Consider the following 13,115-nt stretch of genomic DNA (forward strand, 5'->3'; position numbering starts at 1 on the left):
TGGTGAGTCAGTCGTTGGTCTGAGCGCCGAAGCGTCAGATCTCGTCGATCGAGGACGACTCGAAGCGGCTGGAGATGTTGATTCCGAGCTCCTCTGCCGCGCGGAATGCGTCGTCGTCCGTATCGCGGAGGTTGACCGGCGTGCCGTCGGCCGAGAGCACCTCGACGTTCAGGCAGAGCGACTGCATCTCCTTCATGAGGACCTTGAACGACTCGGGAATCCCGGGTTCCTGGATGTTCTCGCCCTTGACGATCGCCTCGTAGACCTTGACGCGGCCGAGGATGTCGTCGGACTTGATCGTGAGGAGTTCCTGCAGCGCGTACGCGGCACCGTAGGCCTCAAGTGCCCACACCTCCATCTCACCGAACCGCTGACCACCGAACTGGGCCTTACCACCCAGGGGCTGCTGCGTGATCATCGAGTAGGGACCCGTCGAACGCGCGTGGATCTTGTCATCGACCAGGTGGTGCAGCTTCAGGATGTACATGTAGCCGACCGAGATGGGCGCCGGGAACGGCTCGCCGGAGCGGCCGTCGAACAGACGCGTCTTACCCGTCGAGTCGATGAGGCGCTCACCGTCGCGCGTGGGAAGGGTCGAGTCGAGCAGACCTGCGATCTCCTCCTCGAACGCACCGTCGAACACGGGGGTCGCGACCTTCGTGCCGGGGGCGGCCTCACGTGCGGCGTCGGGCAGGCCCATGGCCCACTTCGGCGTGCCTTCGACCTTCCAGCCCTGCTGGGCGATCCAGCCGAGGTGCAGCTCGAGAACCTGGCCGAAGTTCATGCGGCCGGGGATGCCGAGCGGGTTCAGGACGACCTGGACCGGCGTGCCGTCCGCGAGGAACGGCATGTCTTCGACGGGGAGGATCTTCGCGATGACGCCCTTGTTGCCGTGACGGCCGGCGAGCTTGTCACCCTCGGTGATCTTTCGCTTCTGGGCGATGTAGACCACGACGCGGCGGTTGACGCCCGAGCCGAGCTCGTCGTCGCCGTCCTCGGCGTTGAACTCCTTGACGGCGATGATCGTGCCCTGCTCGCCGTGGGGAACCTTCAGCGACGTGTCGCGCACTTCGCGGCTCTTCTCGTTGAAGATCGCGCGGAGCAGGCGCTCCTCGGCCGACAGCTCGGTCTCACCCTTGGGCGTGACTTTGCCGACGAGGATGTCGCCGGGGCGAACCTCGGCGCCGATGCGGATGATGCCGCGCTCGTCGAGGTCCTTCAGCAGGTCGGGGCTGACGTTGGGGAGGTCACGGGTGATCTCCTCCTTGCCGAGCTTCGTGTCACGGGCATCCACCTCGTACTCCTCGATGTGAATCGAAGAGAGGGTGTCGTCCTTGACGAGTTCCTGGCTGAGGATGATCGCATCCTCGAAGTTGTGGCCTTCCCACATCATGAACGCGACGAGGAGGTTCTTGCCGAGCGCGAGCTCGCCGTTCTCGGTGGCCGGTCCGTCGGCGATGACCTCGCCGACCTCGACCCGGTCACCGGCCGACACGACGACGCGCTGGTTGTAGGACGTGCCCTGGTTCGAGCGGTCGAACTTGCGCAGGTAGTAGTCCTGCGTGCCGCCCTCGTCGAGCTGGACCGTGACGACGTCTGCCGAGACCTCGGCGACGACACCGGCCTTGGCTGCCGTGACGACATCGCCGGCGTCGATCGCGGCGTAGCCCTCCATACCGGTGCCCACGACGGGCGAGTCCGAGCGCAGGAGCGGAACAGCCTGACGCTGCATGTTCGCACCCATGAGAGCGCGGTTCGCATCGTCGTGCTCGAGGAACGGGATGAGCGAGGTCGCAACCGACACCATCTGGCGCGGCGAGACGTCCATGTACCCGATCTCGTCGGCGTGGAAGAGGTCGACCTCGCCACCCTGTCCGCGACGGGCGAGGACGCGCTCGTCGACGAACGAACCGTCGGGGTTGAGGGCGACTCCGGCCTGCGCGACGATGTAGTCGCTCTCGACGGATGCCGTGAGGTAGTCGATCTGCTCGCTGACCTTGCCGTCGACGACCTTGCGGTACGGCGTCTCGATGAAGCCGAACGCGTTGATGCGTGCGAACGACGCGAGCGAGCCGATCAGGCCGATGTTCGGGCCTTCCGGCGTCTCGATCGGGCACATGCGGCCGTAGTGCGAGGGGTGGACGTCACGAACCTCGACGCCGGCACGCTCACGCGACAGACCGCCGGGGCCGAGGGCCGAGAGGCGGCGCTTGTGGGTCAGGCCCGCGAGCGGGTTGTTCTGATCCATGAACTGCGACAGCTGGCTCGTTCCGAAGAACTCCTTGATCGCGGCCACGACGGGACGCACGTTGATGAGCGTCTGCGGCGTGATGGCCTCGATGTCCTGCGTCGTCATGCGCTCACGCACGACGCGCTCCATACGGGAAAGACCCGTGCGGACCTGGTTCTGGATGAGCTCGCCGACGGCGCGGATACGACGGTTGCCGAAGTTGTCGATGTCGTCGATGTTGAGACGGATCTCGGCCGGCTTGCCGTCGCGCATGCCCTCGAAGGTGTGGTCGCCACGGTGCAGGCGCACGAGGTACTTGATCGTCGCGACGATGTCGTCGACGGTGAGGACCGAATCGCTCAGCGGCGTGTCGAGACCGAGCTTCTGGTTGATCTTGTAGCGACCGACCTTCGCGAGGTCGTAGCGCTTCGGGTTGAAGTAGAAGTTGTCCAGCAGCGCGCGGGCGGCCTCAGCGGCGACCTGCTCGCCGGGACGGAGCTTGCGGTAGATGTCGCGCAGCGCGTCTTCCTTCGAGAGGATCGTGTCCTTCGCGAGGGTCTCTTCGATCGAGTCGAAGCCGGCGAACTCGTTCTGGATGTCCTCGGTCGTGAGGCCGAGGGCCTTGAGGAAGACGGTGACCGACTGCTTGCGCTTGCGGTCGATGCGCACGCCGACCTGGTCGCGCTTGTCGACCTCGAACTCGAGCCATGCGCCGCGGCTGGGGATGACGCGCGCCGAGACGATGTCCTTGTCGGAGGTCTTGTCGGGCGTGCGGTCGAAGTACACGCCGGGCGAGCGGACGAGCTGCGAGACGACGACGCGCTCGGTGCCGTTGATGATGAACGTGCCCTTGCCGGTCTGCAGGGGGAAGTCGCCCATGAAGACCGTCTGCGTCTTGATCTCACCGGTCTGGTGGTTCATGAACTCGGCCTCGACGTACAGCGGGGCGGCGTAGGTCTTGCCGCGCTCCTTGCACTCGTCGATCGAGTACTTCTCAGGCTCGAGGTAGGGGTTCGTGAACGAGAGCTGCATCGTCTCGCTCAGGTCCTCGATGGGCGAGATCTCCTCGAAGATCTCCTCGAGACCGCTGATCTCGGGGACATCGGTGCGTCCGGCGGCCTTCGCGTCGGCGACGCGGGCCTTCCAGCCGTCGTTGCCGACGAGCCAGTCGAACGACTCCGTCTGCAACGCGAGGAGGTCTGGGACCTCCAGCGTGTCGGAGATCTTGGCGAACGAGAGGCGAGAAGCGCCGCGTCCGCTCTTGGGGGTGGTGGGGTTGGTTGCGTTGCGCGCAGCAGCCAAGGGGAATACCTCCGTGGACCCGAGGGCCCGTTTCCTTGTCGTCAGGTGGAGTGCTCCGTCCTCCCGAAGCCCGGCGCCACGCGCGCGACACTCCGATGGTGAGTGAGGCGGGGGCACACGGGCACAGCCGACCACCATATGAGGGCAGGGGAACCAGAGCGCAACTACCGACTATAGCCCGCCAGACGCGCCGTGTCCAGCTCGATTCTTGACGAGCTTGCCCTGCTGCGGTATAGACGCGCGTCGTGTCACACGATGACGGCGCGCGCGTGCCGGAATCGCACGCGTGTTCCCGGTCGTGCTTGGGCCAGCAGATCCAGCGCAGCATCCGTCATGACGGCGATGACGGGGTAGCCGCCGGTCACAGGCCCGTCGACGCCGAGCACGACGGGCAGCCCGTCGGGAGGAACCTGCAGCGCACCCGGAACCATGCCCTCGCTCGGCAGCTCCTCGTCACGCACGTGCGTCAACGCGGGGCCGTCGAGACGGATTCCGACGCGGTCGGCGGCGGGAGAGACGGTCCACACCGCGGCGAAGAGCGACTCGAGGGCAGATGCGGCGAACCAGTCGGCGCGCGGTCCCGGTGCGAGCTCGAGGTGGAGCTCGTCATGGCGCGGAGCTCCCCACGGCGCGATGTCGGCGACCGGAATGCGTGCGGCGGGCTCGGCGCCGATCGGGATCGTGTCGCCCGCGGCGAGCCGGTCGGGGCCGAGGCCCGCCAGCAGGTCGGTCGATCGCGAGCCGAGCACGCCCACCGGGATCCACCCGCCGCGCACGGCGAGGTAGGCCCGCGCACCGTGTACGAAGGAGTCGATGTGCAGCTCGCTTCCGGCCGGCCACGCGTGCGCCGTGTACGGATCGATCGCGCGGCCGTCGAGGGTGAGCGGACCCCAGGCTCCGGCGACGGCGAACCACGCATCGACCTCGGCCACGGCGCGGAAGCCGCCCATCGTGATCTCGATCACAGCGGCGCCCTCGTCGTTGCCGACGAGCCGGTTCGCCGTGCGCAGCGCCGCGCGGTCGGCGGCGCCCGAGCGCGCGACGCCGAGCGCCGCATTGCCCGCCCGCCCGAGGTCCTGCACGGTCGCGAGGATCCCCGCCTCCTCGACACGCACTCCGCCCGCCGCCTGACCGCGAGACGGCACCGACGCGGCGGAACCGGGCGGTTCGCCCGCCGTCGCGGCCGCGGGCTGCCGTGGGGTCCTTCCGGGTTCGGCTGCGGGGATGGTGCGCAAGCGCACGCGGGTCCCCGGACTGAGCAGAGCGGGGGATGCCGCACCCTCGGCCGCAGCACTCCACAGTGGCGCCGCGGTCGTGCCGACGAGCCGCCAGCCTCCCGGCGACTCCCGGGGGTACGCGCCCGTGAACCCCGCCGCGAGCCCGACCGAGCCTGCCGGCACCCGCGTGCGCGGCGTCGGCAGCCGCGGCACATCGAACGTCCACGCCTCACTGACGAGGTAGCCGAACCCGGGTGCGAAACCCGTGAAGGCGACCGTCCACTCGGCGCCCGCGTGCCGGCGCACGAGCTCGTCCGTGCTCATGCCCAGCAGCTCCGCCGTCTCGGACAGGTCTGCCCCGTCGTACACGACCTCGAGGTCGACGACGGCGTCTTCACGGCGCGGCGGCTCGGGTCCGTCCGCGCCCACGCCCAGCGCCCACGCGCGCGCCGCCGGCAGCGTCAAGCGTGCCGGGTCGACGATGACGAGCACCGTCCGCGCCGCCGGCACGAGGTCGACGACCCCTTCGGCGCGGGATGCCGCGAGCCTGTCGTAGAGCGCCGACGCATCAGCGAGCGCGTCGGTCTCGAGCAGCAGAGCCCGCTCCCCCATCGGCCGCACGGTCACCACGGCGATCGAACCTCGATCCGCTCGGCATCCAACGCTGCCCGGACGCACTGGGCGATCGCCACGGCGCCTGGTGAATCCCCGTGCACACAGAGCGAGGCGGCATCCGATCTGACGCGCCCCCCGTCGACGGCGACGACGACCCCCTCGACCGCGAGACGCACGGCACGATCGGCAATCTCGGCGGCATCGGTCAGCAGATCGCCGGGCGCTCCGCGCGGAACGAGCCCACCCGTGGCGAGATACCCCCGGTCAAGGAAAGCCTCGCGCACGAACGGCACTCCGCGCTGCTCGGCGTGGAACCCGACCTCGCCGTCGAGTCCCAGAATCGGGATGCCCCGACCCAGCTGCGCCGACAGCTCGACGACGACGTCCACGACGAGGGCGGCTTCGACGGGGTCACGCGTCACCGCGTGGTAGAGCGCTCCGTGCGGCTTGACGTAGCGCACGTCGGCCCCGGCCGACACGAGCGCCTCCAGCTGCTGCACGAGTGAAGCAGCGAGGTCGTCGGGGGTGATGGCGATGCGCGTGCGCCCGAAGCCGGCGAGGTCGGGGTACGACAGATGCGCGCCGACGGCGACGCCGTGCCGCCCGGACTGCTCGACGGCGGCGCGCAACGACTCGGTGTCTCCCGCGTGCCCGCCGCACGCGATGCTCGCGCTCGAGATGACGGCGAACATCGCCTCGTCGTCGGCCGTCGGCACGCCGTCGACCGTCTCGCCCAGATCGGCGTTGAGATCGATCGCCACCATGCGTCCCACGGTAGCCGGGCGAAGAGCCTGGCTCCGGGCTGGGCCCACCCCAGTACGGTGGGGGCATGGCACGCGCACGGCTCGAACCCGACGACGCGCCTCGCGCCCGTCTCTCGGACGGCACGACGGCCCGCGTCGTGCCCGCGCGCTTCGCCGGCGGACTCGAACTGGTCGTCGACGGCACGCCGCAGTCCCACGTCGACCTCGACGATCCGACCCACCTGCACTTCGAGTACGTCGCGCGCATGGGCGCCGTGATCGACCAGCTGCGGATGCCGCGCCAGCCCCTCACCGTCGTGCACCTCGGCGCGGGGGCCCTCACCCTCCCCCGCTACATCGAGGCGACGCGGCGCGGATCGCGCCAGCAGGTCATCGAGCTCGAACCCGCTCTGTGGGATCTCGTGCGCGAGCACATCCCCCTCCCCCGCGGGGCGGCGATCCGCGTGCGCATCGGCGACGCCCGCGCCGGGCTCGCGCGTCTGCCGGCCGCGCTCGCGGGCAACGTCGACCTGCTCGTGTCCGACGTCTACTCGGGGGCGCAGACCCCCGCGCACCTGACGACCGTCGAGTTCTACCGCGACGCGGCGACGCTGCTCGCGCCCGACGGCGTCCTGCTCGTCAATGTCGCCGACGGCGCGGGGCTCGCCTTCGCCCGGCGCCAGGTCGCGACGGTCCGCCACGTGCTCGAGCATGTCGCCGTGCTCGCCGAGGTGCAGACGCTCAAGGGGCGACGCTTCGGCAACCTCGTCGTCGCCGCCTCGGCCGCGCCGCTTCCGACCGAGTGGCTGCCTCGACTCATGGCGGCCGGACCACACCCCGCCAAGGTGGCGCAGGGCCCCGAGATCGACGAGTTCGTGCGCGGGGCTGCGGTCGTGACGGATGCCACCGCGACGGCCTCGCCGAAGCCCGCGGCATCCGTCTTCGAACGCTGACCCCACCGGATGCCCCGACCCGGCGTGCCGGATAGGTGCCCGCGTGATGCCGGGGCACACTAGTAGGCATCGTGCGCGGGAGGGAGTCGTCGTGAGCTATATCAAGGGTTACGACCCGGAGACTCTGCGTGAGATCGTCGACCCGCACGAGTGCGCGGCGCGTCTGGACGAGATCGGCGAGCAGCGCAGCCTGCCCGCACTCCTGGAGCGCGTGTGGCTGCTCAAGGTGCTCGGCCGTATCGAGGACTCGCTCGTGCTGTCGGAGCAGTCCGTGCGCGTCGCGCGCATGGCGGGCACGCGCAAGGATCTGCTGCGGTCGCGCATCCTGCACGCGTCGGTCGTGCAGATGCGCGGAGCGCATGCCGCCGCCGAGCAGGAGCTGACGATGTGCGCCGACGAGGCCGACGGCCAGGGCTGGTCGGGCATCGCGGCCTTCGCCTACCAGCACCGCGGACGGAACAGCTACGAAGCCGGTGACTTCGACGCCGCGCGCCGCGACTTCAAGCGCGCCCTGTTCCTGCGCCAGGAGGCCGGCGCGACCGACGCCCAGCTCGAATCGGCACTGCTCGCCGTCGACGCCGCAGACCGACGCCGCGCGGCCGCCCTCACCGGGTGAGTGTCGCAGGTTTGTTCTAACGTCTCGGCATGTCGGAACTGCATCGCGTGAGGCGATGGGCCGAAGCGCTCATCGCGACCCATCTGGATCCGTCGTGGACGTTCGCGTTCGACAACGCGAAGCGCCGAGCAGGTCTGTGCGACTATCAGCGCAAGCGGATCAGCATGTCGCGCTATCTCGCCGCCCGCTACGACGACGACGACAATCATCAGACCCTGCTGCACGAGGTCGCTCACGCTCTGGCCGGCCCCACGGCGGGTCACGGCCGCGAGTGGCTGCGCGTAGCCCGCGACCTCGGCTACGTCGGCGGCACGACACACCGCGGCGAGACGGCGACCGACCTCGCTCCATGGGTCGGCCGGTGCCCCGCGGGCCACGTCGCCTACCGGCATCGTCGCCCGTCGAGAGCGATGTCTTGTGCGACGTGCGCGCCCCGGTTCGACGAGCGCAACCTCTTCGCGTGGTCGCGCCGCGAGATCACGGCGGCGGCGCGTCTTGCCGCCATGACGCCGCGCTGAGCGCTCAGGCCGAGACGAACACGCCGTCGATGAGAATCGGCACGACAGAGACGACGTCGACCGCGGCCGCCTCGAGCACGTCGTCGCGCGCGCCGTCGTCGAGCAGGGCCTGACCGGACCCGCTCGCTGTGAGCAGGTGGCGGGTCGCGCGGCGCAGGCCGTGGAATCCCTCCGCCGCGACGGCGGCCTCGGGTGACGTGTGGTCGATGCCGAGCGTGGTGAGGGCGTCGATGACGGCGCCGGCTCCGAGAAAGTCCTCGACGGCGAAGCGCGGCGTGCCGTTCTCGTCGCGCTGACCGACCGCCACGACGGCGATGCTCGTGCGCCCCGCGCGACGCGTCTGCTCGGCGAGCACGGCGCGCGCCGTAGCCGAGGCGTTGCGCAGGCATCCGAGGAGCACGAGAGCTCCCGCCCGCGCGGCCGCACGGACGAGGGCCGCCGCTTCGTCATCGCGCGAGTCGTCGGCGACCGCGACGCTCTGCGTCCCCTCGGCGAGCGCATCGGTCACGTGCGTCGAGAGACCGAGCACGTCGACGACCACGACGATCTCCGCGTCGGCGAGCCGGGCCAGGCCCTCCGCGCCCCACTCGAGCCGGACTTGATAGCGGTGCTGGTCGAACGGTGAAGGCATCCCTCGATGCTAGGGGCGGTGCAACACTGGAGCATGCGCATCCTGCTGAAGCTCGAGATCGCCTGCGACCCGGATGCCGCGTGGCGTGCCCTGCACTCGCCGCGCGCCGTCGCCGAGCTCTACGGCCCGTTCCTCGAACTCGCGCCGATGGCGCCGGAGGGCCTGCCCACGAGCATGACCCCCGGAGACGACATGCCCGTCGAGCTCACGGCACTCGGCTCCATCCCGATGGGGCAGCAGCTCATCCACGTGAGTGAGCGCACCGTCGCCGATCCCGCCGGCACCGTGCGGATCCTGCGGGACAGCGGCATCCCGCTGACCGGTCCGCTGTCGAGCCTCGACGTGTGGGACCACCAGATGGCGGTCTCGCCGATTCCCGGGCGACCCGACCGCACGCTGTGGCGCGACCGCCTCGTCATCGGTGGCCCTACGGCCGCCGTGCTCTGGCCCGTGCTCTGGGCGACCTGGCAGTGGCGCGGTGCGCGCATCCGCGCTCTCGCCCCCTCGTGGGCGCACGACCCCGCAGACTGACCCGGCCGCCGCGGCCTACTCGGCGAGCGCCTCGACAGGGGCGACACGCGTGGCGATGCGCGTGGGCACGACGGCCGCGACCAGGGTGAGCACCGCCGTGGCGACGACGATCGCCACGATGGGCCACACCGGCACGACGGGCAGCACGAACGTGGGTGACAGCCAGAGCGGCGGCACGCGCACAGCGCCGAGCAGCGACTGGGCCCCCGCCCAGCCGTACGCGATGCCGAGCACGAGGCCCAGTGCGGTCGACGTGATCGTGATGTGCGCCGCCTCGAGCAGCACCATGCGCCGCACCTGTCCGTTGGAGACCCCGAGCGAGCGCAGCAGCCCCAGCTCGCGTCGCCGCTGGACGACGCCGAGCGTGAGCAGGTTGACCAGCCCGACGGCCGCGATGACGGCCGACACGGCGACGAGTCCCATCATGACCGCCGAGAACATGTCGATGACGAAGGCGAACTCAGGGTCGAGGGTGCCGCCTCCTGAGGCGGCCACAACCGCTTTGGCCGATTCGAGCGCGACGGCGAACATCGTCACGAGCGTCACTCCCATGACGACCCCGATCGCCATGCGGCTCGAGCGTTCCGGGTGGCGCAGGGCGTTCTCGGCGGCAAGGCGTGCCGTGGCCGAGCGACCGAAGGCGCGTCCGACGAGCCGAAGCGCAAGCGGCATGACGACCGTCGCCCCGAGGGCGAGCCCCGTGAACGAGAGCACGCCGCCGGCGAAGGCGACGATGACGCCGAGGGGCGAGACGAGTCCCGCGAGGACGCCGAGCACGAGCAGCGCGACGCCGAGACCCAGCAGCACGACGGCGACGACGTTGCGTCGCGTGCGGCCTGCCACATCGGAGTGCGAGATCTCGACAGAACTGCCGAGCGCCTGCAGCGGCGTGACCGTCAGGACGCGGCGCGACCCCACCCACGCCGAGGCCCACGTCGTGAGCACGACGATTCCCGCCGGCGCCATCAGGTCGGGGCGTACGAGCACGAAATCGAGTCCCTCGAGCCCGAGCGCGGTCTCGGCCAGGAGCACGCCGGCCGCCGACAGCGCGGTTCCGAGCACCAACCCGATGACCGCGCCCACCGCGCCGACGACGAGGCCCTGGCGTGCGACCTCGGCGCGCTGCGAGCGGGCCGAGGCGCCGATGAGGCGCATCAGGGCGATCCGCCTCGTGCGGCCGGCGATGACGGTGGCGAAGGTGTTCGCCGTCACGATCGAGGCGACGTAGACGGCGAGGCCGAGCAGCAGCCCCGTGAGGATGGAGACGACGATCTGGAGCGTCTCGCTGTCGCCGATGTACGGGTCGGCGCGCAGCATCGCCCCGATGAAGTTCGTCGCCGTGAGCAGCACGACGCCGAAGGCGGCGGAGATCCCCGCCACGAGGATGCTGGCGCCCATGCCTCGCTCACGCATGTATCCGAGAGGCGCAGCGCGGGTCGCGGCGACGTCGGGGCGCGGCATCCGCTCGATCGTCGCGGAGCTCATGACGACACCTCGGCACCGAGCTCGGTGGCGAGCATGTAGGCGGAGATCTCTTCGGCGCTCTGGCGGGACTTGTCGGCGACGATGCGGCCGTCGCCGAGGAACAGCACCCGGTCTGCGTGGCTCGCCGCGACGGGGTCGTGCGTGACCATCGCGATCGACTGGCCGTGCTCGCGCGTCGCTGCGGCGAGCAGTCGCAGCACATCGCGTCCGCTGCGGGAGTCGAGGTTGCCGGTCGGCTCATCGGCGAACACCAGGTCGGGAGCCGTCGCGAGAGCCCGGGCGATCGCGACGCGCTGCTGCTGGCCGCCCGACAGCTCGTGAGGGCGGTGACCCAGCCTCGCTGCGAGTCCGAGAGAGTCGATGAGCCTCTCGATGCGCGCCCGTTCGAGCACCGACGGGCGACGACCGTCGAGGTCGAACGGCAGCATGATGTTGGCGCGTGCGTCGAGGGTAGGCACGAGGTTGAAGGACTGGAAGACGAAGCCGACGCGACGGCGGCGCAGGATCGTCAGCTCGAGGTCGGACAGACCCGTGATGTCGGTGTCGCCGATCCATGCCCGACCGCTCGTGCGCGCGTCGAGGCCGGCCATGATGTGCATGAGCGTGGACTTGCCCGACCCGGACGGGCCCATGATCGCGGTGAACTCGCCCCGGCGGATGCCGACGCTGACGCCGTCCAGCGCGCGGACGGCGCCGGCGCCGGTGCCGTAGGTTTTCGTGAGCTGGTGCACCCGGGCGGCGAGCCCGAGATCGGTCGATGTCAGTTCCATGCTCCGACGGTACGAATCGGATGCTCCCGCCCGCGTCGGCCTGTCGGGGCATCCGACTACATCTGGAGGATGATCCTCTTCCGAGCGACGCCCGCTGGTCGTAGTCTCTGCTTCGTCAGCGCAAAGGAGCGATCATGGCCGCGACACCCCTCCCCTCCAGCGGAGCTGTCTCCCCGGAACCGAAGACCTGCGACGCGAGTGGCATGGCCGAGATCCACCGCATGTTCCTCAAGGGATTTCGCGAAGGACCGCCCCTCGTGCGGGGCGTGCGGACGGGGAACACGGCGCACGCCGAGGTCGTCGCCACGCAGCTCGACCTTCTCTCGAGTGCCTTGCACGCCCACCACGACGGCGAGGACGAGAGGCTGTGGGGTCCTCTCGTCGAGCGCTCCCCCGCCTGCGCCGTCCACGTGGAGCGCATGAAGCAGCATCACGCCGCCATGCTCGCCGAGCTGACGGCTATGGATGCCGCTCTGCCCGCGTGGCGCGCCTCCGCGACCTCCACCGCCGCCGCACCGCTGCTCGCGGCGCTCGACGGGATCAACGGGGCTCTGGCGATCCATCTGCCCGACGAGGAGCAGAACATCGTGCCCGTCATGGAGCGCACCATCACGCAGAAGGAGGTCGAGTGGTTCTCTGAGCACGGGCGCGCCTCGACGCCGAAGGGGCAGACGTGGAACGCGCTCGGCGCGATCGTTTCGTCGCAGCCCGACGGCGGCGATGCATGGCTGCGCAAGAACCTTCCGGCTCCGGTGCGTGTGATGTGGCGGTGGGTGGGCAAGCCCCGCTACGAGCGCACGCGCGCGGCGCTCGAGGGTCGCTGACCGAGCGCCCTCCCCGCGGGGGCGCGCGTCAGGTGAGCCCGTGCTCGAACGCGAAGACGACGAGCTGCACACGATCGCGCAGGCCCAGTTTCGTGAGGATGCGGCTGATGTGCGTCTTGACCGTCGCCTCGGAGAGGTATTCGCGCCCGGCGATCTCTGCGTTGGACAATCCGCGCGCCGCGAGCGCGAAGATCTCACGCTCGCGCTCGGTGAGCGCCTCGTAGGCGGGCGGAACGCTCACGGCGGCGGGCTGCGAGAAATGCGCGAAGAGATCGCGGGTGGCGGATGCCGCGATGACGGCCGACCCCGCGTGCACGGTGCGGATCGCGGCGAGGAGCAGCTCCGGCTCGGCGTCCTTCAACAGGAAGCCGCTCGCCCCCTGCCGGATCGCGCGTGCCGCGGCTTCGTCGAGGTCGAACGTCGTGAGCATGACGATCCGCGGCGGGTCCGGATCGGCGAGCAGCTCTGCCGTCGCCGCGAGGCCGTCCATGATCGGCATGCGGATGTCCATGAGGACGACGTCAGGCCGCGTCGCCCGCACGACATCGATCGCTTCGCGGCCGTCGGAGGCTTCGCCCACCACGTCGAGGTCGGCCTGCGAGGCCACGAGCATGCGGATGCCGGCGCGGAACAGCGCTTGGTCATCGACGAGCACGACACGGATCATCCGCCGGCTCCCT

At 70.3% G+C, this 13,115-nt stretch carries 12 protein-coding genes; 5 read left to right on the top strand and 7 right to left on the bottom strand.

Features of this window, described 5'->3' with window-relative positions:
• Nucleotides 1–34: 34 nt before the first annotated feature.
• The 3 genes from rpoB to AC25Y0_RS02505 form a co-directional block, all read right to left on the bottom strand.
• Nucleotides 35–3,532: a DNA-directed RNA polymerase subunit beta gene (gene rpoB, locus AC25Y0_RS02495; protein WP_488122768.1), complete on the bottom strand. Its 3,498-nt coding sequence runs from the start codon at nucleotides 3,530–3,532 to the stop codon at nucleotides 35–37.
• 248 nt (nucleotides 3,533–3,780) lie between these two features.
• Nucleotides 3,781–5,379: a 5-oxoprolinase subunit B/C family protein gene (locus AC25Y0_RS02500; RefSeq protein ID WP_488134122.1), complete on the bottom strand. Its 1,599-nt coding sequence runs from the start codon at nucleotides 5,377–5,379 to the stop codon at nucleotides 3,781–3,783.
• Nucleotides 5,373–6,128, bottom strand: a complete 756-nt coding sequence (locus AC25Y0_RS02505) for a 5-oxoprolinase subunit PxpA (RefSeq protein ID WP_488122770.1) — start codon at nucleotides 6,126–6,128, stop codon at nucleotides 5,373–5,375. Before AC25Y0_RS02505 ends, AC25Y0_RS02500 begins: the two co-directional genes overlap by 7 nt.
• A 65-nt stretch (nucleotides 6,129–6,193) precedes the next feature.
• Here AC25Y0_RS02505 and AC25Y0_RS02510 point away from each other — a divergent pair, with 65 nt between their 5' ends.
• The 3 genes from AC25Y0_RS02510 to AC25Y0_RS02520 all read left to right on the top strand — a co-directional run bounded on the left by AC25Y0_RS02510 (nucleotide 6,194) and on the right by AC25Y0_RS02520 (nucleotide 8,194).
• Nucleotides 6,194–7,060, top strand: a complete 867-nt coding sequence (locus tag AC25Y0_RS02510) for a spermidine synthase (protein ID WP_488134123.1) — start codon at nucleotides 6,194–6,196, stop codon at nucleotides 7,058–7,060.
• Between the two features lie 91 nt (nucleotides 7,061–7,151).
• Nucleotides 7,152–7,676: a CD225/dispanin family protein gene (locus AC25Y0_RS02515; protein ID WP_488122772.1), complete on the top strand. Its 525-nt coding sequence runs from the start codon at nucleotides 7,152–7,154 to the stop codon at nucleotides 7,674–7,676.
• Between the two features lie 29 nt (nucleotides 7,677–7,705).
• Nucleotides 7,706–8,194 carry a SprT-like domain-containing protein gene (locus tag AC25Y0_RS02520; protein WP_488122773.1) on the top strand — a complete coding sequence of 163 codons (489 nt, stop codon included), beginning with the start codon at nucleotides 7,706–7,708 and terminating at the stop codon, nucleotides 8,192–8,194.
• Nucleotides 8,195–8,198: 4 nt separating this feature from the next.
• On the opposite strand, the gene AC25Y0_RS02525 is transcribed toward AC25Y0_RS02520, so the two are convergent.
• On the bottom strand, nucleotides 8,199–8,825 hold the full coding sequence (locus AC25Y0_RS02525) for a 2-phosphosulfolactate phosphatase (protein ID WP_488122774.1): 627 nt from the start codon (nucleotides 8,823–8,825) through the stop codon (nucleotides 8,199–8,201).
• A 33-nt stretch (nucleotides 8,826–8,858) separates the two neighbouring features.
• Between AC25Y0_RS02525 and AC25Y0_RS02530 the strand changes: the two genes are divergently transcribed.
• Nucleotides 8,859–9,356 carry a hypothetical protein gene (locus AC25Y0_RS02530; RefSeq protein WP_488122775.1) on the top strand — a complete coding sequence of 166 codons (498 nt, stop codon included), beginning with the start codon at nucleotides 8,859–8,861 and terminating at the stop codon, nucleotides 9,354–9,356.
• A gap of 15 nt (nucleotides 9,357–9,371) precedes the next feature.
• Here AC25Y0_RS02530 and AC25Y0_RS02535 read toward each other — a convergent pair whose 3' ends face one another.
• Both AC25Y0_RS02535 and AC25Y0_RS02540 read right to left on the bottom strand, forming a co-directional pair.
• Entirely contained in the window at nucleotides 9,372–10,841 is a 1,470-nt protein-coding gene (locus AC25Y0_RS02535; protein ID WP_488134124.1) for an ABC transporter permease, read from the bottom strand.
• Complete coding sequence (locus AC25Y0_RS02540) at nucleotides 10,838–11,611, bottom strand: ABC transporter ATP-binding protein (RefSeq protein ID WP_488134125.1); 774 nt, start codon at nucleotides 11,609–11,611, stop codon at nucleotides 10,838–10,840. The genes AC25Y0_RS02535 and AC25Y0_RS02540 overlap by 4 nt, the downstream gene beginning before the upstream one ends.
• A 134-nt stretch (nucleotides 11,612–11,745) precedes the next feature.
• On the opposite strand from AC25Y0_RS02540, the gene AC25Y0_RS02545 reads away from it, so the two are divergent.
• Entirely contained in the window at nucleotides 11,746–12,435 is a 690-nt protein-coding gene (locus tag AC25Y0_RS02545; RefSeq protein ID WP_488122778.1) for a hemerythrin domain-containing protein, read from the top strand.
• A 28-nt stretch (nucleotides 12,436–12,463) separates the two neighbouring features.
• On the opposite strand, the gene AC25Y0_RS02550 is transcribed toward AC25Y0_RS02545, so the two are convergent.
• A complete protein-coding gene (locus tag AC25Y0_RS02550) occupies nucleotides 12,464–13,102 on the bottom strand; it encodes a response regulator (protein ID WP_488122779.1) in 639 nt (212 codons plus the stop codon).
• Between the last annotated feature and the right edge of the window lie 13 nt (nucleotides 13,103–13,115).

The organism is Microbacterium sp. Y547, assembly GCF_057669785.1.

What these genes read in the sequence shown, in the direction of transcription:
- AC25Y0_RS02505 (WP_488122770.1), bottom strand. Translation starts at nt 6,128, where the DNA reads ATGGTGGCGATCGATCTCAACGCCGATCTGGGCGAGACGGTCGACGGC.
- AC25Y0_RS02510 (WP_488134123.1), top strand. Translation starts at nt 6,194, where the DNA reads ATGGCACGCGCACGGCTCGAACCCGACGACGCGCCTCGCGCCCGTCTC.
- AC25Y0_RS02520 (WP_488122773.1), top strand. Translation starts at nt 7,706, where the DNA reads ATGTCGGAACTGCATCGCGTGAGGCGATGGGCCGAAGCGCTCATCGCG.
- AC25Y0_RS02525 (WP_488122774.1), bottom strand. Translation starts at nt 8,825, where the DNA reads ATGCCTTCACCGTTCGACCAGCACCGCTATCAAGTCCGGCTCGAGTGG.
- AC25Y0_RS02530 (WP_488122775.1), top strand. Translation starts at nt 8,859, where the DNA reads ATGCGCATCCTGCTGAAGCTCGAGATCGCCTGCGACCCGGATGCCGCG.
- AC25Y0_RS02535 (WP_488134124.1), bottom strand. Translation starts at nt 10,841, where the DNA reads ATGAGCTCCGCGACGATCGAGCGGATGCCGCGCCCCGACGTCGCCGCG.
- AC25Y0_RS02540 (WP_488134125.1), bottom strand. Translation starts at nt 11,611, where the DNA reads ATGGAACTGACATCGACCGATCTCGGGCTCGCCGCCCGGGTGCACCAG.
- AC25Y0_RS02545 (WP_488122778.1), top strand. Translation starts at nt 11,746, where the DNA reads ATGGCCGCGACACCCCTCCCCTCCAGCGGAGCTGTCTCCCCGGAACCG.
- AC25Y0_RS02550 (WP_488122779.1), bottom strand. Translation starts at nt 13,102, where the DNA reads ATGATCCGTGTCGTGCTCGTCGATGACCAAGCGCTGTTCCGCGCCGGC.